Raw genomic sequence first — 21,903 nt, forward strand, 5'->3', positions numbered from 1 at the left:
TGGACCGTCCGTTGTGACGACTTGGGAGGTTTTCGCAGGCGAGCCGGAGCCCGTCGCCACAACGTTTACGGCACATGCCATATCCCCTGAAGGTGGGGGATATGCCTCGCAACACGCAATGTGCGATGTCCGCACACTATAAGTATCAGGTGGGCCAGGCGCGCCCCGTGATACGGCCCAGGGTGACGATATCGGCATCCAGCGTGCCAAACACGCGGCCATGCTGGCGACCCAGGCGGCTTGCCACGAACTGTTCGGCCGATTCCGGATGCGCATGGGCGATCATCAGCGCGGCCTGCGCGGTCAGCACCAGGCCCTGCGCAAAGCGGCGCGCACTGGCTTCGAGCGTATCGGCCGGGCCATGCAGCATCGCCTGAAGTGATGCAAGCTCCGCACGCACGGCGGCATGGCCGTTCGAGAGCCGCGCCAGGTCCTGCAGGATGCGCGCGCCATCGTCGGGATTGCGTTGCAGCGCGCGCAGCACGTCCAGGCACATGATGTTGCCCGAGCCCTCCCAGATCGAATTGACGGGTGCCTCGCGATACAGCCGCGCCATCGGGCCTTCCTCGACATAGCCGTTGCCGCCCCAGACCTCCATCGCCTCGCCAGTGGCTTCCAGCGCACGTTTGCAGATCCAGAACTTGGCGGCGGGGGTCATCACGCGCTTCCAGGCGGCGGCCTGGGGGTCGTGGTCGGATTGCTCGAATGCGTGCGCCAGCGCCATCATCATCTGCGTGGCTGCCTCGGATTCCAATGCCAGATCGGCCAGCACATTGCGCATCAGCGGCTGGTCGGCCAGCAGCCGGCCGAATGCCATGCGGTGTCGCGCGTGATGCAGCGCCTGCACCAGCGCCGCGCGCAGCAGTGCGGCGCTGCCGATCACGCAGTCGAGCCGGGTATTGGTGGCCATCTCGATGATGGTGGGAATGCCGCGTCCTTCGTCGCCGATCAGGATGCCGGTGGCGCCCCGGAACTCCACCTCGCTGCTGGAATTGGACTTGTTGCCCAGCTTGTCCTTGAGCCGCTGGATCTGGATCGGATTCTTGCTGCCGTCGTCGCGGAAGCGCGGCACGAAAAAGCACGACAGGGGACCATCGGCCGCGCCCATGCGCGCCACCACCAGGTGGGCATCGCACATCGGCGCCGAGAAAAACCATTTGTGTCCGGTCAGCGCGTACTCGGCGCCACGGCCTTCGCCGCGCACCGGGAAGGCCACCGTGGTGTTGGCGCGGACGTCGGAGCCGCCCTGTTTCTCTGTCATGCCCATGCCGATCATCACGGCGGTCTTGTCGCGCCACGGCAGGTCGCGCGGATCGTGCTCGGTCGAGAACAGCCGCGCCTGCAGATCGCGATAGAGCGCCAGCTCCTTGCTCAGCACCGGGATGCTGGCGAACGTCATGGTGGTGGGGCACAGCGAACCGGACTCCACCTGGGCCTGCAGGAAATAGCCGGCCGTGCGCGCCACCCACGCGCCGGGGCGCGGTTGCGCAAAGGGCAGGGCCTGCAGCTGCTGGCTGCGCAGCAGGGCCAGCAGGTGGTGCCAGGCGGGGTGGAACTGCACCTGGTCGATCCGTTCGCCGGTGCGGCTGTGCGTGTGCAGCTCCGGCGTCAGGCGGTTCGCATCGGCGGCCCAGGCCTGTACCTCGGGGTCGCCAAGCCGGGCGCCGTAGCCCGACAGCGCATCGGCGTGCCAGGTGCCGCCCAGCCGGTCCAGCGCGGTACGCAGGCCGGGGTCGGTGTCGAACAGGTTGTAGTGGGCAAGGTCGGGCACCTGGTTGAACACGCCATGGGTTTGTGCGGCTTGCGCAATTTGCGCGTGATCAACGTCGGCGGCGGGTGTGGCGGTCATGGCATCTCCTGGGGCGGCAATGCTTCTCGGCACTTCGGCGGGCTGCGGCCATGGTACGGCAACTTCTCCGTTCGCAATGCTGCAAGGCACCATGATTCCGATACCGTGAGGCACGACACCTCGAACCGAATTTCGGGTGGCGCGGGGCTTGGGCTTGTGCTTAAATTCACCCCGTTGGATGAAACAGGGGTGCCGTCCGGATGGGCCGGGCGCGCTGAGAGAGTCCCTTCGAACCCGATCCGGCTAGTACCGGCGTGGGAAGTTTCACAAAAACCGATTTGCCTCTTGTCCCGCGGGAAAACCGCTTTTTTCCGCAACGGGACGCCGCCGCCGGCCATGCCGGGCAGGCCGGCTCACAGGGCTCCTGGTTTCGTCCATCCCCGCAAGAGAGAGGACGACACCCATGGCCCGTACTGCCCCCGCCGCATCGTTTGAGTCGCTGGAAAGCGATCTCGACCAGAAATTCGCCTATCCGGCTTCCAGCAAGACCTACCTGACCGGCAGCCGCCCCGATATCCGTGTGCCGCTGCGCACGATCCTGCAGACCGCCACGCGTACCGAAAAGGGCGAGATGGCGAATCCGCCGATCCCCGTCTACGACACCTCGGGCCCGTACAGCGACCCCGACGTGCATATCGACCTGAAGGCCGGCTTGCCGCCCGTGCGCGCCAAGTGGATCGAAGAGCGCAACGACACCGAAATGCTGTCGGGCCTGTCGTCCGAGTACGGACTGGCACGCGCCAACGACCCCGCCACGGCACACCTGCGTTTTGCCCAGCTGACCAACCCGCGCCGTGCCAGGGCCGGTGCCAACGTGTCGCAGATGCACTACGCACGCAAGGGCATCATCACGCCCGAGATGGAATACGTGGCGCTGCGCGAATCGCTGAACCTGCAGGCGCTGTACGACAAGCCCGAGTACAAGGCGCTGCTGCGCCAGCACCCGGGCAACGCGCTGGGTGCCGCGCTGCCGCTGCGTCCGGAAGACATGACGCCGGAATTCGTGCGTCGCGAAGTGGCCGCCGGCCGCGCGATCATCCCCGCCAACATCAACCACACGGAACTGGAGCCGATGGCCATCGGCCGCAACTTCCGCGTGAAGATCAACGGCAACCTGGGCAATTCGGCGGTGACGTCGTCGCTGGCCGAGGAAGTGGAAAAGATGGTCTGGTCGATCCGCTGGGGCGCCGACACCATCATGGACCTGTCCACCGGCAAGCACATCCACGAAACCCGTGAATGGATCCTGCGCAACTCGCCGGTACCTATCGGCACGGTGCCGATCTACCAGGCGCTGGACAAGACCGGCGGCATCGCCGAGGACCTGACCTGGGAAATGTTCCGCGACACGCTGATCGAGCAGGCCGAGCAGGGCGTGGACTACTTCACGATCCACGCCGGCGTGCTGCTGCGCTACGTGCCGATGACGGCAGACCGCGTGACCGGCATCGTGTCGCGCGGCGGCTCGATCATGGCCAAGTGGTGCCTGGCGCACCACAAGGAAAACTTCCTGTACACGCACTTCGACGAGATCTGCGAAATCATGAAGGCGTACGACGTGTCGTTCAGCCTTGGTGACGGCCTGCGTCCGGGTTGCATCGCCGATTCGAACGACGATGCCCAGTTCGGCGAACTGCGCACGCTGGGCGAGCTGACCGCCAAGGCGTGGGAGCACGACGTGCAGGTGATGATCGAAGGCCCGGGCCACGTGCCGCTGCAGCGCATCCAGGCCAACATGGACGAGGAACTGAAGCACTGCTACGAAGCCCCGTTCTACACGCTGGGACCGCTGGTCACCGACATCGCGCCGGGCTACGACCACATCACCAGCGGCATCGGTGCCGCCAATATCGGCTGGATGGGTACGGCCATGCTGTGCTACGTCACGCCGAAGGAACACCTGGGCCTGCCGGACAAGGAAGACGTGCGCGAAGGCATCATCACGTACAAGATCGCCGCCCATGCCGCCGACCTGGCAAAGGGCTGGCCCGGCGCGCAGTTGCGCGATAATGCGCTGTCCAAGGCACGTTTCGAGTTCCGCTGGGAAGACCAGTTCAACCTGGGCCTCGATCCGGAGCGCGCGCGTTCGTTCCACGATGCCACGCTGCCGGCCGAAGGCGCCAAGATCGCCCACTTCTGCTCGATGTGCGGGCCGAAGTTCTGCTCGATGAAGATCACGCAGGAAGTGCGCGACTACGCGGCATCGCTGCCGGCGGCCCAGAAGGGGATGGAAGAGAAGTCGATCGAGTTCGTGAAGTCGGGCTCGAAGATCTACTCGTAAGCGTTGTCTTGCAGGACGGGCGGCCGCCCACGCGGCGCCGCCCGGCAGTACCCGTAGCACCCAGAGTCCCGCGCGCGGCGCCCCCACGCGGCGCGGCGGTATTCACCGAACAGGAGGCCGGTCGGCGCCACTCACTTGGCCAATGCCGCCGGCATACAAGCCCATGACAGCAGTACAGTCCTTCGATGTCGCCATTCTTGGCGCCGGCCTGGCCGGGCGTTTGTCCGCCTGGCAGCTGGTGCGCGCAGGCGCCCGCGTGGCCCTGGTGGAGCGTGGCGGCCCCGATGGCAGCGGCTCGGCCGCGCACGTGGCCGCGGCCATGCTGGCGCCGCTGGCCGAATCGGCCATTGCTGAACGGCGAATCGTCGACCTTGGCATCGCCAGCGTCGACCTGTGGCGCACCTGGATCCAGGAGTTGCCCGAGCCTGTGTTCTTCCAGGAAGATGGCACGCTGGTGGTGTGGCATGCGCGGGACCGCAGCGAGGTGTCGCTGTTCACCGGACGCATGCGCGCCGTGGCGCCGCCCGACCTGGTGCAGGCGCGCCTGCGCGCGCTGGACGGCAATGGCGTGGGCCAGATCGAGCCCGCGCTGGCCGGGCGTTTCCCGCAAGGCCTGCTGCTGCAGGGCGAAGGCCAGCTCGACAACCGTGGCGCGATGCGCGCGCTGCTGTCGTGCTCCATCGAGGAAGGCCTGCACTGCGTGTGGGAAGCGGGCGAGATCGACGCCGAAGCGCTGCCCGCGCTGGGTATCCAGGCCGGTGTCGTGCTCGATTGCCGCGGCCTTGGCGCCCGTGCGGCGTGGACCGACGCCGCCGGCCCGCAAGGCCGGGCGCTGCCGGGCCTGCGCGGCCTGCGTGGCGAAGTGGTGCGCGTGCATGCGCCTGACGTGAAGCTGCACCGGCCGGTGCGCCTGCTGCATCCGCGCTACCCGATCTATATCGCGCCGAAGCCGAACGACCTCTACGTGATCGGCGCCACCGAAATCGAAAGCGAGGATGATTCGCCGATGAGCGTGCGCTCCGCGCTGGAGCTGCTCTCGGCGGCGCACTCGCTGCATCCCGCCTTTGGCGAGGCGCGCGTGCTGGAACTGAACGTACAGCGTCGCCCGACGCGCCCCGACCACCTGCCCGCGATCCGCGTGGACCAGCAGTCGCGCGTGGTGCGCGTGAACGGCCTGTACCGCCATGGCTGGCTGATCGCGCCGGCGGTGACCGAGGCCGCGTGCCACGTCGTCCGCGCGATGCTCGACGGCGACCCTGCCGCCCATGCCGTGCCGGCCGCGCTGCGCTGGCCCGGCATGATCGCGCCCATGAGCGAGTCCGCCCAGATCGCGCCGAACGTGCTGGCCGATGCCGGTGGCACGCTGCACTAACCGATATTCATCATGCAAATCCTGCTCAATGGCCAACCGCTGGAGTTGTCGGACGCCGCCACGCTGGCGGATGCCGTGACCGCCGCGGCCATCGTGCCGCCGTTCGCGGCTGCGGTGAACGGCCAGTTCGTCCCGCGCGCCGCGCATGCGGCCACGTCGCTCAATGCGGGCGACCAGATTGACCTCGTGCAACCCGTAACGGGAGGCTAAGCACAGCCATGACATTCGAACCTGCTGAAACCCTGCGCGACCCGTTCGTGCTGTACGGCGAATCCTTCGATTCGCGCCTGTTGCTGGGCACCGCGCGCTATCCGTCGCCGGCCACGCTGCAGGCGGCCGTGGAGGCCTCGCACCCGGCCATGATCACCGTGGCGCTGCGCCGCCAGACCGCCGTGGGCCAGGGCGACGGCCAGACGCTGGGCGGCGACACCTTCTGGCAGATGCTGCGCACGCTGGGCGTGCCGGTGCTGCCCAATACCGCCGGCTGCTTCACCGCGCAGGAAGTCATCACCACCGCGATGATGGCGCGCGAGGTCTTCGAGACCGACTGGATCAAGCTGGAACTGATCGGCGACGACTACACGCTGCAGCCCGATACGCTGAACCTGCCCGCCGTGGCGGAGACGCTGATCAAGGAAGGCTTCAAGGTGCTGCCGTACTGCACCGAGGACCTGGTGCTGTGCCGCCGCCTGCTTGACGTAGGCTGCCAGGCGCTGATGCCCTGGGCGGCACCGATCGGCACCGGCCGTGGCGCGGTGAATCCGCACGCCATGCGCACGCTGCGCGACCGCCTGCCCGATACGCCGTTGATCGTCGATGCCGGCCTGGGCCTGCCGTCGCATGCGGCGCAGGTGCTGGAATGGGGCTACGACGGCGTGTTGCTGAACACTGCCGTGGCACAGGCCGCGTATCCGGTGAACATGGCGCGCGCGTTTGCGCTGGCCGTGGACGCCGGCCGTACCGCGTACCTGGCCGGCCCGATGCCCGAGCGCGAGGTGGCGCAGGCCAGCACGCCGGTAGTGGGCATGCCGTTCTGGCACGCCGAAGGCGCGGAGGACCGCGCATGACGCGCCAGGGTGTTGCCGCGGCCATCGACGTCGCACTGTTCGAAGACCTGATGCGGCGCTTTGCCGCGATGTTTGGCCGCGACGAGACGCCGTGGCAGGTATGGCCGCTGGCGAACGCGCCGGCCACGCTGGGCCGGCACGACGTGGTGCTGTCGGATGGCGAAGCCGCCGCCGACGTCATCGATTGCGTGGCGGCCGCCAATGCCGTGCTGATCGTGTCGGAGCGCGAAGGCGGCCGCTGGATCGACACCGTGCGCTCGCCGATGGGCACCTGGGTGCTCGATTCGCAGGCCGACGACGAATCCGCGCACTCGCCCGGCTTCGTGGCGGTGCTGGCGGCGGCGCTGTCGCTGCATTTCCCCGCGCACGACGCGCTGTGCATCGCCCGTGCCTGGGCGGCGGGCAGCACCGCCTGGCCTGGCGATTTCGCGCGCTTTCCACGCGTGCGCCATGCCGCGCTGGTCTCGCCTGACCAGCCGGCGCCGGCCTTCGCGCCGTGCCCGCCCGATCTGGGCCTGTATGCGGTCATGCCCAGCGCCGACTGGATCGAGCAGCTGGTGCCACTGCAGGTGCCAACCGTGCAGCTGCGCTTCAAGTCCGACGATGCCGCCGAGGTGAAGGCCGAAGTGGTGCGGGCGGCCAACGCGGCCAAGGGCTCGAAGTCGCGCCTGTTCATCAACGACCACTGGCGCGTGGCGGTCGACCATCACGCGGCTTGTGGCGGCGACAGCGGTATCTATGGCATCCACCTGGGTCAGGAAGACCTGGACGAAGCCGACCTCGATGCCATCCGCGCATCGGGCCTGCGCCTGGGCGTGTCCACGCACGGCTACGCCGAAATGCTGCGTGTGGCGGCGATCCGGCCGAGCTACCTGGCGCTGGGCGCGATTTTCCCGACCACGACCAAGATCATGCCGACCCAGCCGCAGGGCATGGGCCGCTTCCAGTCGTATGTGACGCTGATGAAACCGGTGATTCCGTCGCTGGTGGGCATTGGCGGCGTGAACGCCGGCAATATGCGCGAAGTGCTCGATGTCGGCGTGGGCAGCGCCGCCGTGGTGCGGGCCATTACCGAGGCTGGCGACGTGCCGACGGCGGTGGCCGGCCTCAACGCGCTGTTTGCCTGACCGTCGCCGGTTGCACGGCCCGCCCTCTCCCCCGCCCCTCTCCCGCCAGCGGGAGAGGGGAGAACCCCCAGGGCATCGCAAAGGCTGCTGGTTTGCTCCCCTCTCTCGCCAGCGGGAGAGGGAAGTGTAGTGGTCCAATTTCCTCAGACAGGTCGATAGGTGGAAAATCACGATCGACGAGGAAAGACGACATGACAAAGCAACGCCGCAAGTTTGACGCTGCCTTCAAGCTGGAGGTAGTCCGGATGATCCGGGATCAGGGCCTATCGGTCGCCGAGGTTTGCCACACGATGGCGATTGGCGAGACCGCCTTACGGCGCTGGCTGGTCCAGTACGACCTTGAAGTGGCTGGCGGCAAGGGAGTGGGCAAGCCGCTGACGCCTGAGCAGCAGCGCATTCGCCAGCTCGAAGAGGAAAACCGCCGCCTGAAGGAGGACAACCTGATCCTAAAAAAGGCATCGGCCTTCTTCGCCCGCGAACTCAAGTGATCTATCGAGTGGTTAGCGGATTGCAGAAGGAGGCGATCGCCATCAGTCGGGCATGCCGGGTGCTGGGCGTGAGCCGGGCGGGGTATTACGCGGCCGGGCGAGAGCCTGCCACCAAGGAGAAGGCCTTGCGGCAGGCGGTGTATGTGCGGGCGGCGTTCGAGGCCAGCGGACGTACCTACGGCAGCCGGCGCGTGGCGCAGGATTTGGACAGGCAGGGGGTGAAGATCGGGCGCTATCGGGCCCGCACGCTGATGCGCCAGGAGAATCTGCACCCGGTGTGGAAGCGCAAGTTCGTGGCGACGACTGACAGCCGGCATGGCAGGCCGGTGGCGCCGAACGTGCTGAGCAGGCAGTTCAGGCCCGCACAGCCCAACCGGGCCTGGGTGTCGGACATCACGTATGTGCGCACGGGGGAAGGCTGGTTGTATCTGGCGGTGGTGTTGGACCTGTATTCGCGCAAGGTAGTGGGCTGGGCCAGCGCAGCGGCCATGCCCGCCGCGCTGGTGGCGTCGGCCTTGAAGATGGCCATCCTGCAGCGCAATCCGGCGCCCGGACTGATAGTGCATTCGGACCGGGGCAGCCAGTATGCAAGCGAGGAGTACCAGGGATTGCTGGCGCGCCACGGCCTGGTTTGCAGCATGAGCCGGGCCGGCGATTGCTGGGATAACGCTGTAGCAGAACGCTTCTTCCTGAACCTGAAGATGGAGCGCGTCTGGCAGAGGCGGTACGTCGACCGGGCCGAAGCCCGGCGCGACATCACGCAGTACATCGTGGGTTTCTACAACCCGGTGCGCTTGCATTCGACACTGGGCTACACGTCGCCAACAGACTACGAGGACAAGTTCCAACAGACCACCCTAATACCTGTCTGAAAAAACTTGACCACTACAAGAACCCCCGGGGCAGCGCAAAGGCTGCTGGTTGGCTCCCCTCTCCCGCCATGCGGGAGAGGGGCCGGGGGAGAGGGCCGGGCGTCTCAAACGCTCACAGTTTGGGCGCTGACCGGCCACTCTGGCTGGTCGTATCCCGCCAATCCGCATATCCTCTCCATCCAGTCACCAATGGATAGAGGTTCCGCACTACGGAACGGAACCCGCAGAGAGGAAACAGCAGTGAACGAGATCATCCCCGCCGCCCCGGGCACCCCCGACAAGCCCTATTTCGGTATCGAGATTCCGCTGATGCGCCTGCTGGGCCTGCAGCCGGTGCATATGGAGGAAGGGCTATGCCGTACGCGTCTGCCGGCCAGCCCGAACGTGGTGAACAGCCGTGGTGACGTGCATGGCGGCACGCTGATGGCCGTGCTCGACTTCACCCTGAGCGGTGCGGCGCGCTCGCATGCCCCGCTGGATGTGGGTGTGATCACGATCGACATGTCCACGCATTTCCTGGCCGCCGCGCGCGGCGAGCTGACGTTCGAGGCGCGCGTCCTGCGCCGGGGCGCCAAGATTGCCTTCTGCGAAGGCGAGGCCCGCGACGCGTCGGGTACCGTCTGCTGCGTGGCCCGCGCGTCGTTCAAGCTGGTGCAGCTGGCCGGCGGGAACTAAGCCGGCGGGAATCAAGCTGCCGGATCGTCCGCAGGGTCCGCCGGGCCTTGGGTCGGACGATAGACCGCCTCGAACCTTGCGCGCTCGGTGATGCCATAGTCGCCGGGCGCGTATTGCATCAGCCAGTCGCCGGGCTTGCCGGTCAGCACATCGCCCCCGGCCGAGCGTTCGATCGCAAAGGCGGCCGGCATCTCCTTGACCAGCACCGGCACCGGCTTGTTGCGATACGGGCCGGCTTCACCGTGCGTGTTCGGACCCACGGCCACGTATCGCGCATCGAAGCGCTCGCGCGACACCACCCAGCGGTCGCCGGTGGCGCCGGTCACGACGGCATCGGCACGCAGGTAGCGGTTCGGCCCTTCGCGGCTGATCAGTTCGCCGGGCTCGGCGGCAAATGCCACCTGCACGGTTTCGTCCTTCACGTACCAGCGCGCGGCGGGGTCATCGCGCAGGTCGATGTCTTTCAGGGTTTCCATGTCGAATCCGATTCCGGGTCAGCCCAGCTGGCGCGGGGCGAAGCTGTGGTTAAGCGGGCCATTGCCGGCCCCCAGGCGCAGTTGCGCGCCGGCCGCGATGGCTCGGGCCACGTAGTCCAGCGCGGTGCCCACGGCATCGGGCAGGGCGTCGCCGCGCGCCAGTTGTGACGCGATGGCCGCCGCCAGCGTGCAGCCGGTGCCATGCAGGTTGGGGGTATCGATGCGCGGATGCGTGTAGACGCGCGTGGTGCCATCGGCCAGCATCAGCAGGTCGTCCAGGCCGGTGGCGCCGGGGCCGTCGTCTTCCAGGTGGCCGCCCTTGAGCAGCACGGCCTGACAGCCCATGGCAAGCAGGTCGGCCGCCGCGGCCTCCATCTCGGCCCGGCGCGCGATGCGGCGCCCCAGCAGGTACGAGGCTTCCGGCAGGTTCGGCGTGACCAGCATGGCGCGCGGAAACAGCAGCTTCACCATGGCCTGGCTGGTGGCGTCGTCGGACAGCGTGGCGCCAGAGGTGGAGATCATGACCGGGTCGACCACCAGCTTGCGGATGCCGTGCCGGTCCACCGCGCCGGCCACGGCCTCGACGATGGCTGCCGTGCCGAGCATGCCGGTCTTGGCGGCATCCACGCCGATGTCGCTGGCGACGGCGTCGATCTGCGCGGCCACCATGTCGGCCGGAATGGCGTGCACGCCGGTGACGCCCAGCGTGTTCTGGGCCGTGATGGCGGTGATCGCGCTCATGCCGAAGCAGCCGAGCGCGGCAAATGTCTTCAGGTCCGCCTGGATGCCGGCGCCGCCGCCGGAGTCGGAACCGGCGATGGTCAGGGTGCGAGGTGGCGTGGGGAGCATGTGCAAGGCAGGAACGGGACGGGAACAGTCGGAAACAAAAAAGCGGGAAAAATTCTGGTATTTCTGCCCGCTCGGCGCGGACAGGCACGCTACAATACCGCCACTCCGAGGAGCGTTGCAACGGATGCCCTGCCATCCGCCAGGCTCGGAATGTCTCAACGGCGCTCGCTGTTCCGTGGTTCGCACGGGGCGCGAGTCGACCTGTCTGCCCGTCATGGCCTCACTGGAGGCAACCCGTGACGTGGCCCCAGGCCCCAAAGTCATGGGCCTGAACCGTCTCCCGTCCCGCGTATGCGCCACTCTTACATCGGAGTGAACATGAACGCTGTGACTGACCTGAAGCAAGACTACCTGATCGCCGATATCGGCCTGGCCGGCTGGGGCCGCAAGGAAATCGCCATCGCCGAGACCGAAATGCCGGGTCTGATGGCCATTCGTGACGAATTCGCCGCCGCGCAGCCGCTCAAGGGCGCCCGCATCGCCGGTTCGCTGCACATGACGATCCAGACCGCCGTGCTGATCGAGACGCTCAAGGCACTGGGCGCCGATGTGCGCTGGGCCTCGTGCAACATCTTCTCGACCCAGGACCACGCCGCCGCCGCCATCGCCGCATCGGGCACGCCGGTGTTCGCGTTCAAGGGCGAGTCGCTGAAGGAATACTGGGACTTCACCCACCGCATCTTCGACTGGGCCGACGGCGGCACGCCGAACATGATCCTGGACGACGGCGGCGACGCCACGCTGCTGCTGCACCTGGGCGCCCGCGCCGAGAAGGATGCTTCGCTGATCAGCAAGCCGACCAGCGAGGAAGAAACCTACCTGTTCGCCGCCATCAAGGAAAAGCTGGCCAAGGACGCCACCTGGTACAGCCGCAACCTGGAAGCCATCCGCGGCGTGACCGAGGAAACCACCACGGGCGTGCACCGCCTGTACCAGATGGCCCAGCGCGGCGAACTGAAGTTCCCGGCCATCAACGTGAACGACTCGGTGACCAAGAGCAAGTTCGACAACCTGTACGGCTGCCGCGAATCGCTGGTGGACGGCATCAAGCGCGCCACCGACGTGATGATCGCCGGCAAGGTTGCCATCGTGGCGGGCTACGGCGACGTGGGCAAGGGCAGCGCCCAGGCCCTGCGCGCGCTGTCGGCCCAGGTGTGGGTCACCGAAATCGACCCGATCTGCGCACTGCAGGCTGCCATGGAAGGTTACCGCGTGGTGACGATGGACTACGCCGCCGAGCACGGCGACATCTTCGTGACCTGCACGGGCAACTACCACGTGATCACGCATGACCACATGGCCAGGATGAAGGACCAGGCCATCGTCTGCAACATCGGTCACTTCGACAACGAGATCGACATCGCCTCGGTCGAGAAGTACGAATGGGACGAGATCAAGCCGCAGGTGGACCACGTCAAGTTCCCGGACGGCAAGAAGATCATCATCCTGGCAAAGGGCCGCCTGGTGAACCTGGGCTGTGCCACGGGCCACCCGTCGTACGTGATGAGCAGTTCGTTCGCCAACCAGACGATCGCCCAGATCGAACTGTGGGCCGAGCGCGACAGCGGCAAGTACCCGGTGGGCGTGTACACGCTGCCGAAGCACCTGGACGAGAAGGTGGCGCGCCTGCAACTGAAGAAGCTGAACGCGCAGCTGACCGAACTGACCGAGCAGCAGGCGGCCTACATCGGCGTGCAGAAGCAAGGCCCGTACAAGGCCGACCACTACCGCTACTGATCGGCCCGGGTTTCTCCCCATGGTTTTCTCCCCTCTCCCGCCTGGCGGGAGAGGGGCCGGGGAGCGGGCGTTGAGCCAACTGCGTGGCGGGCTTCGGCAGGTCGCGCAGTTCCCATGTCATCCAATATCAAGGAGTCCCAATGAGACTGTTGGCCGTCTGGATCATCAACGCCGCTTCGCTGTTCCTGGTGAGCTACCTGATCAGCGGTATCGAACTGCGCGGGTTTGGCGCGGCGATGGTTGCCGCACTGGTGCTGGGCCTGGTCAATACGCTGATCCGGCCGATCCTGGTCATCCTGACCCTGCCGGTGACGCTGGTGACGCTGGGGCTGTTCATCTTCGTCATCAACGCGCTGCTGTTCCTGTTTGTCGGCAACCTGCTGCAGGGGTTTGTCGTGGCAGGGTTTGGCTCCGCGCTGCTTGGCTCGATTCTCTATAGCGTGATCTCGACGATTCTCGCCAGCGTATTGCTTGGCGGCCGGGACTAAGCGCGACTGAAATTCTTCGGGGCGCCGCGCGTGCGGCGTGCCAACCATGACTGATCGCTACTACAGCTTCGAATTCTTCCCGCCCAAGACGGCGGAGGGCGCCGAGAAACTGCGCAACACGCGCGCCCAGCTGGCTCCGCTGCAGCCGAAGTACATCTCGGTAACGTTCGGCGCCGGCGGCACCACGCAGCAGGGCACGCTCGACGCCGTGCTGGAAATCCAGCGCGAGGGCATCGAGGCGGCGCCGCACCTGTCGTGCGTGGGATCGTCGCGCGAGAGCATCCGCGACATCCTCAAGACCTATCGCGACGGCGGCATCCGCCATATCGTGGCGCTGCGCGGCGACATGCCGTCGGGCATGGGCGAGATCGGCGAATTCCGCTACGCCAACGAACTGGTGGAGTTCATCCGCGCGGAGACAGGCGACTGGTTCAACATCGAGGTGGCCGCCTATCCCGAGTACCACCCGCAGGCCCGCTCGCCGCGCCACGACCTGGACAACTTCGTGCGCAAGGTGAAGGCTGGCGCCAATTCGGCCATCACGCAGTATTTCTTCAACGCCGACGCCTACTTCCGCTTTGTCGACGACGTGCGCGCGATGGGCGTGGAAGTGCCGATCGTGCCGGGCATCATGCCGATCACCAACTACTCGCAGCTGATGCGCTTTTCCGAGATGTGCGGCGCCGAAGTGCCGCGCTGGGTGGCAAAGCGGCTCGAATCGTTCGGCGACGACAAGGAGTCGATCCGCGCGTTCGGCCTGGACGTGGTGACGGCGCTGTGCGAACGCCTGCTGGCATCGGACGTGCCCGGCCTGCACTTCTACACGCTGAATACGGCTGGCGCCACCAAGGCCATCTGGCAACGGCTGAAGCTCTGAGCGCATGCCCGCCGCGCGCCGCCCGGACCCGTTCATCGAGCATCTGCTGGAGCTGATGGCACCGCTGGCGGCCAGCATCGGGCCGGTCACGGCCAGGCGGATGTTCGGCGGCCACGGCCTGTTCTACGACGGGCTGATGTTCGCGCTGGTCAGCGGCGGCCAGTGCTTCCTGAAGGCGGACGACGCCACGCTGCCCCGGTTCGAAGCCGAGGGCAGCGAGCCGTTCCGCTATCGGTCGGCCCGGCGCGAAGTGACGATGCGTCACTACCTGAGCCTGCCGGCAGCGTGCCTGGAGTCGCCAGCGGCCATGACGCCGTGGGCGCGCATGGCGGTGGAGGCGGCGCTGCGGCTCGGCAATGCCAGATAGGCGGACCGGCATAGCCCAATCGCCAGCGATCGGCAGCCCCCGGGCGATGGTGGCATACTCGCCGCCATGGTCACCGCCATCTTCCGTTTCTACGAGGAACTGAACGACTTTCTGGCGCCATCGCAGCGCCGCCGGGACCTGTCGTGCCCCTGTGCGCGCGCCGCCACGGTCAAGCACATGATCGAGGCGCTGGGCGTGCCGCATACCGAGGTGGAACTGATCCTCGTGAATGGCGAATCGGCGCTGTTCGAGCGCCTTGTCGAAGACGGCGACCGCGTAGCCGTCTATCCAAAATTCGAATCGCTCGATGTCACGCCATTGCTGCGCGTGCGCGAGCATCCGCTGCGCAGCATCCGTTTCATCGCCGATGCCCACCTGGGCGGCCTGGCGCACCTGCTGCGCATGAGCGGCTTCGACACCCTCTACGACAACCACTTCGAAGACAGCGAGATTGCCCGCATCGCGGCCGACGAGCAGCGTATCGTGCTGACGCGCGACCGCGAACTGCTCAAGCGCCGCGAGATCACGCACGGCTGCTACGTGCGGGCGATCAAGTCGACGCTGCAGGCGCAGGAGATCTTCGCGCGGCTCGACCTGGCGCGCAGCGCCCGGCCGTTCTCGCTATGCCTGACCTGCAACGTGCCGCTGCGGCGAATCGACAAGCCAGACGCACAGGGCCGCGTGCCGGACGGCGTTTTCGAGCGCCATGACCGCTTTGTCACGTGCCCGCAATGCCGCAGGGTGTTCTGGGAAGGCTCGCACTGGAAACGGATGCGCGAACTGGTGGACGGGCTGACCCGCGACCGGGCGCCAGCCCCGGACGCCGCGCCAGGCTGACCGCCAGGCGACGACCAGGCGACGACCAGGTGGCCGCGCGAGCTACCGCACCCCCGCTTCGGTGACCAGCCAGTCCATCGGCAGGTCGTGCGCCTGCGCCACGAGCGGGATCTCGCAGGCGCCGAAGCCGATGCCAATGGCGATGGGGGTGGCGCCCAGGCCGGCCAGGGCTGCCAGCGTGCGGTCGTAGAAGCCGCCGCCGTAACCGAGGCGGAACTTGTTGGCGCTGAAACCGACACAGGGAATGAGCAGCGCGTCGGGCGTCACGGCCTCGGTGCCATCGGGTACCGGGATGCCGTAGTGGCCGGCGCGCATCGTCGTGTCAGGAGTCCAGAGATGGAAATCGAGCGGCGTGCCCGGGGCCGAGACCACGGGCAGGGCGGCCACGCGGCCGGGCATCGCGCCCAGCCAGCGGGTCACCGTGCCGCGCGCGTCGAATTCCTGCTGGATCGGCCAGTAGAACCCCAGTTTCCGTACGCCCAGGCGTTCCAGCAGAGGCCCCAGCGCATGGTCGATGGCGGCATCGGACGCGGCGCGATCGGGCAGCGCGGCACGCCGCGCCAGCAGGTCGCGGCGCAGGGCGCGGCGGTCATGGGCAGGGTCTGCGGGCAGGTCGGCAGGCTGGTCCGTGCCAGCGCGGAATTGACGGGCGTCAGGCCCGTTGTCCGGGGCTTGGGATGGGGGCATGGCGTGCAATAATGACCGCGATCAGACAATCAGAAACAAATGAAGGATGCGTGCCTGTCTTCGTGAATGGGCACGTGCCACCACATAAGGGATAGCCAAGAATGTCGAAGGGAGTATATCTGCGCCGGGCCGGCCGCATCGCCTGGCTCGCGTTCGCAGGCGCGGTGCTGGCGATGCCGGCATACGCGCAGAAAAAGCCGGCACCGTCGCGTCCGGCCCCGCAGCAGCCGGCTGCGCCGACGATGATTCCGTCCAACCCGGACGACGCCTTCGTGGCGCTGCGCGAAGCCGCCCGCAAGAATGACGTGGACCGCGCCGCCGCCATTTCGGCCACGCTGGTCGACTACCCGATCCCCTCGTACGTCGAGTACTTCCGCATCAAGCCGCAGATGTTCGACGCCGGCGGCCAGGCGCGCATCGACGCCCCCGACGCCGAAGTGGCGGCCTTCCTGCAGCGCTACCAGGGCGAGGCGATTGCCGACCGCATGCGCAACGACTGGCTGCTGGTGCTGGGCAAGAAGCGCGACTGGGCCAACTTCGACATCCAGTACCCGCAGTTCGTGCTCAAGGACGACACGCAGGTGGAGTGCTACGCGCTGCTGTCGAAGGCGCTCAAGGGCCAGAACGTGGCCGCCGAGGCGCGCGCCACGCTGGTGGATCCGCGCTACTACGGCGACGGCTGCGTGGACCTGGTGAGCTACCTGGCGCAGAGCCAGCAGATCCAGCGCAGCGACGTGGCGTTCCAGGCACGCCAGGCGCTGGAGCAGAACTACACGACGCTGGCGGCCAAGATTGCGGCCGCCGTGCCCGATGCGCGCGTGGACAGCGATTCGCTGGCCACCGTGGTCAAGATGGCCCGCAACGACCCGTCGCAGGCCGCGTCCTACCTGAATACCATTGCCGGTGGCCTGTCGCGTGACGAACAGGGCGCCGCATGGGGTGTGGTCGGCCAGTTCGCGGCCAAGAAGCTGATGCCGGAAGCGGCCAGCTACTACCGCCGCCAGATGGACCTGGGCGGCAACCAGTGGCTGTCTGACGAATCCCAGGAATGGCGCGTACGCGCCGCATTGCGCCAGGGCGACTGGAAGCAGGTGCGCCAGTCGGTCGAACTGATGCGTTCCGAGCTGCGTGCCAAGGACCCGGCCTGGACATACTGGTACGGCCGCGCGCTCAAGGCCGACGGCCGCACCGCCGATGCACAGGCGCAATTCCAGTCGATTGCCGGCCAGTTCAACTTCTACGGCCAGCTGGCCAGCGAGGAACTGGGCAACCGGATCACGCTGCCGGCCCGCACCACGGTCAGCGACGCCGAGGCCATGGCAATGCGCACGCGCCCGGGCTTTGTCCGCGCGCAGAAGTTCTATGACCTGAACCTGCGCTTCGAGGGCAACCGCGAGTGGAACTGGGAACTGCGCGGCATGAGCGACCGCGAGCTGATCGCCGCCGCCGAGTACGCGCGCAAGATCGAGTTGCTGGATCGCACGGTCAACACGTCGGATCGTACGAAGGCCGAACATGATTTCGCCCAGCGTTTCCCGATGCCGTATCGCGACATCATGCAGCGCGCCACCGACGACGTGGGCCTGGACATGGCGTGGGCGTACGGCCTGATCCGCCAGGAATCGCGCTTCATCATGAACGCGCGGTCGTCGGCGGGTGCGCACGGCCTGATGCAGGTGATGCCGGCCACGGCCAAATACGTGGCGAAGAAGATCGGCATGGCCGACTTCTCGCCGTCGATGATGGGCGATCCGAACATCAATATCCTGCTCGGTACAAATTACATGAGCATGGTACTGACGGACCTCGACAGTTCATGGACGCTGGCGTCGGCCGGCTACAACGCCGGCCCGGGACGCCCGAAATCGTGGCGTTCGAGCCTGTCGCGGCCCGTGGAAGGCGCGATCTTTGCAGAGACGATCCCGTTCACGGAAACGCGAACGTATGTCAAGAATGTGCTTTCCAACGCTACGTACTATGCTGCATTGATGAGTGGCCGTCCCCAGTCGCTGAAAGACCGGCTCGGGGTGGTCGCGCCGTCCTCGGTCACGACGACCAGCCTGCCCTGACCCTGCGTTACCCTGCATCGGGACGGGGTGCTGGCTCCGTGACCTTCGGGACGCGTGCATCACGCAAGCGTCACACGAAACGTCACGGAGCCCAGAATGAAGACCAGCAACGTCCTTGTTGTCGGGGGTGCCGGTTTCATCGGCAGCCACCTCGTGTCCCGCCTGGCCGGCGCGGCGTCCGCCTCCGGCGCGCCGCTCGATCCGGCCACCAATCCCGATAGTCCCATTGCCCCCGACCGCATCGTGGTCGGGGCGCGCAGCATCGAACACGCGCAGCACCTGCTGTTGCTGCCGCGCGTGGAAGTGGCCGAACTGGGCCTGTCCGACGCGGCCTCGCTCGATGACGCCATCGGCCCGCTTGGCGTCGATGGCATCGTCGTCAACCTGGTGGGCATCCTGCACGGCGACCGCGCCGACCCATACGGGCCGCAGTTTGCCGCCGCGCATGTCGACCTGCCGCGTCAGCTGGTGGAGGCCTGCAACCGCACCGGCGTTCGCCGCCTGATCCACATGAGCGCGCTTGGCGCCGACACGCAGGGGCCGTCGATGTACCTGCGCAGCAAGGGCGAAGGCGAGCGCATCGTGCGCGAGAGCGGGCTGGACTGGACCATCTTCCGGCCGTCGGTCGTGTTCGGTCCCGACGATCATTTCCTGAACCTGTTCGCCCAGCTGCAGCAGATGGCACCGGTGGTGCCGCTGGCGTGCGCCCACGCGCGCTTCCAGCCCGTGTTCGTGATGGACGTGGTGCAGGCCTTCGTCAACGCGATGGCCAATGGGACGACGGTCGGGCAAACCTACGAACTGGGCGGCCCGCAGGTGTACACGCTGGAGGAACTGGTCAAGTTCGCGGGCCGGGCGTCGGGCCATCCGCGACCGATCATCGCGCTGCCCGACGCGCTGGCGCGCATGCAGGCCGCGGTGCTCGAACACATGCCGGGCGGCGCGGTGCTGTCGCGCGACAACCTCGATTCGATGCGCCTGGACAACGTGCTCGGCGAGCCCATGGCGGAGGAACTCGGCGTGCACCCCGTGAGCCTGGAGGTGGTGATGACCGACGTGCTGGCCGGGCGCAGCCGCGACACGTTCTTCCAGTCCATGCGCGGCAGCGTGCATCGCTGAAGCGCCATCGTCCGGGGGCACGGAACTTGCGCCGATGTGATTGGCGCTCACAGCCCTTGCGAGCGCATTTCATTTGGAGGCCGTGCGCCGGGCCGATAGAATGTGTGGCTCGGGACGCCCGGCCGCATGCCGGCGCCCGCGTCATCCGCTTTCGCCTTTCGCCTTTCGTTTGCCTCTGTTTTCGCCCCCAAGGATTTCACGATGAAGCTCGTCATCGGCAACAAGAACTATTCGTCCTGGTCGCTGCGGCCGTGGCTGCTGCTGCGCCACGCCGGCATCGAATTCGAGGAAATTCCGCTGCGCCTGTTCACGAAGGATTTCGGCGCCGAGATCGCCCGCTATTCGCCCGCCGGCAAGGTTCCGGCACTGATTGACGGCGATGTGACCGTGTGGGATTCGCTGTCGATCTCCGAATATGTGGCCGAACGGTTTCCGCAAAAGACGCTGTGGCCGGCCGACGTGGCCGCACGCGCCACGGCGCGGTCGGTCTGCGCCGAGATGCACTCGGGCTTCGGCAACCTGCGCAGCCAGATGCCGATGAACGCTACCGCCGTGTTGCCGGGCCTGGGCTGGAACGTGGCCGTGCAGCAGGATGTGGATCGCATCGCCGCGATCTGGACAGACCTGCGTGCGCGCTACGGCGCCGGCGGGCCGTTCCTGTTTGGCGAATTTACGATTGCCGACGCGTTCTACGCGCCCGTGGTCAGCCGCTTTGCCACCTATGGCGTGCATCTGCCCGAGGCCGCCAAGGCGTACGCCGACTTCATCCTCGCCTTGCCGGCCATGCAGGAATGGGTGGCGGGCGCCCGCGAGGAGCGCGATTTCGTGCCGGCCGACGAACCCTACCGCACGCAGCCTGAACGGGCCGACGCGATCATCGTCACGGGCTGACCATGCAGGTGTACGCCGTCGGCGGGGCCATCCGCGACCAACTGCTGGGCCTGCCGAGCCAGGATCGCGACTACGTGGTGGTGGGTGCCACGCCGGAGCAGATGGAGGCCGCCGGCTACAAGCCGGTGGGCAAGGATTTTCCGGTCTTCCTCCATCCGCAGACCAGGGCCGAGTACGCGCTGGCGCGAACCGAGCGCAAGACGGCCGTCGGCTACAAGGGGTTTGCGTTCTACACCGGGCCCGATGTCACGCTTGAAGATGACCTGGTGCGCCGCGACCTGACCATCAACGCGATGGCGCAGGCCGTGGACGACCACGACAACCTGGTGGGCCCGATCGTCGATCCGTACGGCGGCCGGCAGGACCTGCAGGCGCGTTTGTTCCGCCATGTGTCCGATGCATTTGCCGAAGACCCGGTGCGCATCCTGCGCGCGGCACGCTTTGCGGCGCGCTTCCATGATTTCTCGGTGGCGCCCGAAACGGTTGCGCTGATGCGCCGGATGGTGGAAATGGGCGAGGTCGATGCGCTGGTGCCCGAGCGCGTCTGGCAGGAACTGGCGCGCGGCCTGATGGAAGCCCGGCCATCGCGCATGTTCGACGTGCTGCGCGAATGCGGCGCGCTGGCGCGGCTGCTGCCCGAGCTGGACCGGCTCTGGGGCGTGCCGCAGCGCGCCGACTACCACCCCGAGGTGGATACCGGCGTGCACGTGATGATGGTGGTCGACTACGCCGCCGCGCAGGGTGCGTCGCTGCCGGTGCGCTTTGCGGCGCTGACCCATGACCTGGGCAAGGGCACCACGCCGGAAGACGTATTGCCGCGCCATATCGGCCACGAGCAGCGCAGCGTGGACCTGCTGGAAGCGGTCTGCAAGCGCCTGCGCGTGCCGAACGACTGCCGCGAACTGGCACTGCTGGTGGCGCGCGAGCACGGCAACATTCATCGCTCGGTCGAATTCGGTGCGGCGGCGCTGACGCGGCTGGTGGAGCGTAGCGACGCGCTGCGCAAGCCCGACCGGTTTGCCGAAGCGCTGCAGGCATGCGAGGCCGATGCCCGTGGCAGGCTGGGATTCGAGGATCGGGACTATCCGCAGACCGCGCGGCTGCTGGCGGCCCGGGAGGCGGCGGCATCGGTCGATGCCGGGGCGATCGCGAAAGCGTGCGCGGATCGTGTCGACCTGATCAAGGACAAGGTGCACAAGGCGCGCGTGGCGGCGGTGGCGGAAAAACTGGGGTTGTCGGACTAGATCCGCTTGCCCTCTCCCCCGGCCCCTCTCCCGCAGGCGGGCGAGGGGAGCAAACCGCGGGTTACGCAGATTGCCGAGGGGACTGCCCTCTCCCGCAGGCGGGCCGAGGGGAGCAAAACGCAGGTTACGCAAATTGCCAAGGGCACTGCTCTCTCCCGCAGGCGGCCGAGGGAGCAAGCCGCAGGTTACGCAAATTGCCGGGGGCACTGCTCTCTCCCGCCAGCGGGCGAGGGGAGCAAACCGCAGGTTACGCAGATTGCCGGGGGCGCGTCCCCTCTCCCGCTGGCGGGAGAGGGTTAGGGAGAGGGCGGGCGTTTCAAGCCGTGCAGCGCTATAGGATCTTCCCGATCACCAGCGCCACCAGCGACAGCAGGATCGTCGACGCGAACGGCAATACATATTCCTTGCCGAACAGCCGGAAGCGCAAGTCGCCGGGCAGGCGTCCGAGGCCGATCTTCTGCAGCCACGGCAACGCCGACGACAGCACGATCACGCACAGGAAGATGGTGAAGGTCCAGCGCAACATGGTGA

At 67.2% G+C, this 21,903-nt stretch carries 21 protein-coding genes and 2 riboswitches; of the genes, 16 read left to right on the forward strand and 5 right to left on the reverse strand.

The features are described from left to right. Positions 1–145: 145 nt before the first annotated feature. Entirely contained in the window at positions 146–1,849 is a 1,704-nt protein-coding gene (locus ACOABP_RS09920; protein WP_474224818.1) for an acyl-CoA dehydrogenase family protein, read from the reverse strand. Positions 1,850–2,024: 175 nt separating this feature from the next. Continuing rightward, positions 2,025–2,127: riboswitch (TPP riboswitch) on the forward strand. Positions 2,128–2,252: 125 nt separating this feature from the next. On the opposite strand from ACOABP_RS09920, the gene thiC reads away from it, so the two are divergent. The 7 genes from thiC (at position 2,253) to ACOABP_RS09955 (ending at position 9,731) form a co-directional block, all read left to right on the forward strand. Further along, a complete protein-coding gene (gene thiC, locus ACOABP_RS09925) occupies positions 2,253–4,130 on the forward strand; it encodes a phosphomethylpyrimidine synthase ThiC (RefSeq protein ID WP_474224819.1) in 1,878 nt (625 codons plus the stop codon). Positions 4,131–4,293: 163 nt separating this feature from the next. Further along, complete coding sequence (locus ACOABP_RS09930) at positions 4,294–5,502, forward strand: FAD-dependent oxidoreductase (protein WP_474224821.1); 1,209 nt, start codon at positions 4,294–4,296, stop codon at positions 5,500–5,502. 12 nt (positions 5,503–5,514) lie between these two features. Further along, positions 5,515–5,712, forward strand: coding sequence for a sulfur carrier protein ThiS (gene thiS / locus ACOABP_RS09935; RefSeq protein WP_066730677.1), 198 nt, complete (start codon positions 5,515–5,517; stop codon positions 5,710–5,712). An 8-nt stretch (positions 5,713–5,720) separates the two neighbouring features. Next, positions 5,721–6,569 carry a thiazole synthase gene (locus ACOABP_RS09940; protein WP_474224822.1) on the forward strand — a complete coding sequence of 283 codons (849 nt, stop codon included), beginning with the start codon at positions 5,721–5,723 and terminating at the stop codon, positions 6,567–6,569. Further along, positions 6,566–7,696: a thiamine phosphate synthase gene (locus tag ACOABP_RS09945; protein WP_474224823.1), complete on the forward strand. Its 1,131-nt coding sequence runs from the start codon at positions 6,566–6,568 to the stop codon at positions 7,694–7,696. Before ACOABP_RS09940 ends, ACOABP_RS09945 begins: the two co-directional genes overlap by 4 nt. A gap of 191 nt (positions 7,697–7,887) precedes the next feature. After that, positions 7,888–9,056, forward strand: a protein-coding gene (locus ACOABP_RS09950) for an IS3 family transposase (RefSeq protein WP_474224667.1) whose coding sequence is annotated in 2 segments (ribosomal slippage) — positions 7,888–8,155 and positions 8,155–9,056 — 1,170 coding nt in all. Because the reading frame shifts where the segments join, the coding sequence is not laid out codon by codon here. Between the two features lie 189 nt (positions 9,057–9,245). Further along, positions 9,246–9,731 (forward strand): PaaI family thioesterase, encoded by a 486-nt coding sequence (locus ACOABP_RS09955; RefSeq protein ID WP_474224825.1) that lies wholly within the window; start codon positions 9,246–9,248, stop codon positions 9,729–9,731. A gap of 11 nt (positions 9,732–9,742) precedes the next feature. Here ACOABP_RS09955 and ACOABP_RS09960 read toward each other — a convergent pair whose 3' ends face one another. Both ACOABP_RS09960 and thiD read right to left on the reverse strand, forming a co-directional pair. After that, complete coding sequence (locus ACOABP_RS09960; RefSeq protein ID WP_474224826.1) at positions 9,743–10,207, reverse strand: PGDYG domain-containing protein; 465 nt, start codon at positions 10,205–10,207, stop codon at positions 9,743–9,745. Positions 10,208–10,225: 18 nt separating this feature from the next. Then, positions 10,226–11,056 carry a bifunctional hydroxymethylpyrimidine kinase/phosphomethylpyrimidine kinase gene (thiD, locus tag ACOABP_RS09965; protein WP_474224828.1) on the reverse strand — a complete coding sequence of 277 codons (831 nt, stop codon included), beginning with the start codon at positions 11,054–11,056 and terminating at the stop codon, positions 10,226–10,228. A gap of 101 nt (positions 11,057–11,157) precedes the next feature. Beyond that, a riboswitch (S-adenosyl-L-homocysteine riboswitch) is annotated at positions 11,158–11,230 on the forward strand. Between the two features lie 144 nt (positions 11,231–11,374). On the opposite strand from thiD, the gene ahcY reads away from it, so the two are divergent. The 5 genes from ahcY to ACOABP_RS09990 all read left to right on the forward strand — a co-directional run bounded on the left by ahcY (position 11,375) and on the right by ACOABP_RS09990 (position 15,362). Continuing rightward, positions 11,375–12,793: an adenosylhomocysteinase gene (ahcY, locus tag ACOABP_RS09970; RefSeq protein WP_066730690.1), complete on the forward strand. Its 1,419-nt coding sequence runs from the start codon at positions 11,375–11,377 to the stop codon at positions 12,791–12,793. A 140-nt stretch (positions 12,794–12,933) separates the two neighbouring features. Beyond that, complete coding sequence (locus ACOABP_RS09975) at positions 12,934–13,281, forward strand: phage holin family protein (RefSeq protein ID WP_066730693.1); 348 nt, start codon at positions 12,934–12,936, stop codon at positions 13,279–13,281. Between the two features lie 46 nt (positions 13,282–13,327). Next, on the forward strand, positions 13,328–14,158 hold the full coding sequence (metF, locus tag ACOABP_RS09980; protein ID WP_066730695.1) for a methylenetetrahydrofolate reductase [NAD(P)H]: 831 nt from the start codon (positions 13,328–13,330) through the stop codon (positions 14,156–14,158). A gap of 4 nt (positions 14,159–14,162) precedes the next feature. Next, positions 14,163–14,525 (forward strand): TfoX/Sxy family protein, encoded by a 363-nt coding sequence (locus ACOABP_RS09985; protein ID WP_474224829.1) that lies wholly within the window; start codon positions 14,163–14,165, stop codon positions 14,523–14,525. A 66-nt stretch (positions 14,526–14,591) separates the two neighbouring features. Further along, complete coding sequence (locus tag ACOABP_RS09990) at positions 14,592–15,362, forward strand: Mut7-C RNAse domain-containing protein (RefSeq protein ID WP_474224830.1); 771 nt, start codon at positions 14,592–14,594, stop codon at positions 15,360–15,362. A gap of 42 nt (positions 15,363–15,404) precedes the next feature. On the opposite strand, the gene ACOABP_RS09995 is transcribed toward ACOABP_RS09990, so the two are convergent. Next, on the reverse strand, positions 15,405–16,049 hold the full coding sequence (locus ACOABP_RS09995; RefSeq protein WP_474224831.1) for a 5-formyltetrahydrofolate cyclo-ligase: 645 nt from the start codon (positions 16,047–16,049) through the stop codon (positions 15,405–15,407). 101 nt (positions 16,050–16,150) lie between these two features. On the opposite strand from ACOABP_RS09995, the gene ACOABP_RS10000 reads away from it, so the two are divergent. From ACOABP_RS10000 to ACOABP_RS10015, 4 genes are all read left to right on the forward strand, one after another. Continuing rightward, a complete protein-coding gene (locus tag ACOABP_RS10000) occupies positions 16,151–18,118 on the forward strand; it encodes a lytic transglycosylase domain-containing protein (protein ID WP_474224832.1) in 1,968 nt (655 codons plus the stop codon). Between the two features lie 96 nt (positions 18,119–18,214). Beyond that, complete coding sequence (locus tag ACOABP_RS10005; RefSeq protein ID WP_474224834.1) at positions 18,215–19,237, forward strand: complex I NDUFA9 subunit family protein; 1,023 nt, start codon at positions 18,215–18,217, stop codon at positions 19,235–19,237. Positions 19,238–19,438: 201 nt separating this feature from the next. Then, positions 19,439–20,128 carry a glutathione S-transferase family protein gene (locus ACOABP_RS10010; RefSeq protein ID WP_474224835.1) on the forward strand — a complete coding sequence of 230 codons (690 nt, stop codon included), beginning with the start codon at positions 19,439–19,441 and terminating at the stop codon, positions 20,126–20,128. A gap of 2 nt (positions 20,129–20,130) precedes the next feature. Then, positions 20,131–21,372 (forward strand): multifunctional CCA addition/repair protein, encoded by a 1,242-nt coding sequence (locus tag ACOABP_RS10015; protein WP_474224836.1) that lies wholly within the window; start codon positions 20,131–20,133, stop codon positions 21,370–21,372. 331 nt (positions 21,373–21,703) lie between these two features. On the opposite strand, the gene ACOABP_RS10020 is transcribed toward ACOABP_RS10015, so the two are convergent. Beyond that, positions 21,704–21,898, reverse strand: coding sequence for a DUF2905 domain-containing protein (locus tag ACOABP_RS10020; RefSeq protein WP_474224837.1), 195 nt, complete (start codon positions 21,896–21,898; stop codon positions 21,704–21,706). Positions 21,899–21,903: the final 5 nt, after the last annotated feature.

The sequence above is a fragment of the Cupriavidus sp. HE11 genome, assembly GCF_056097175.1.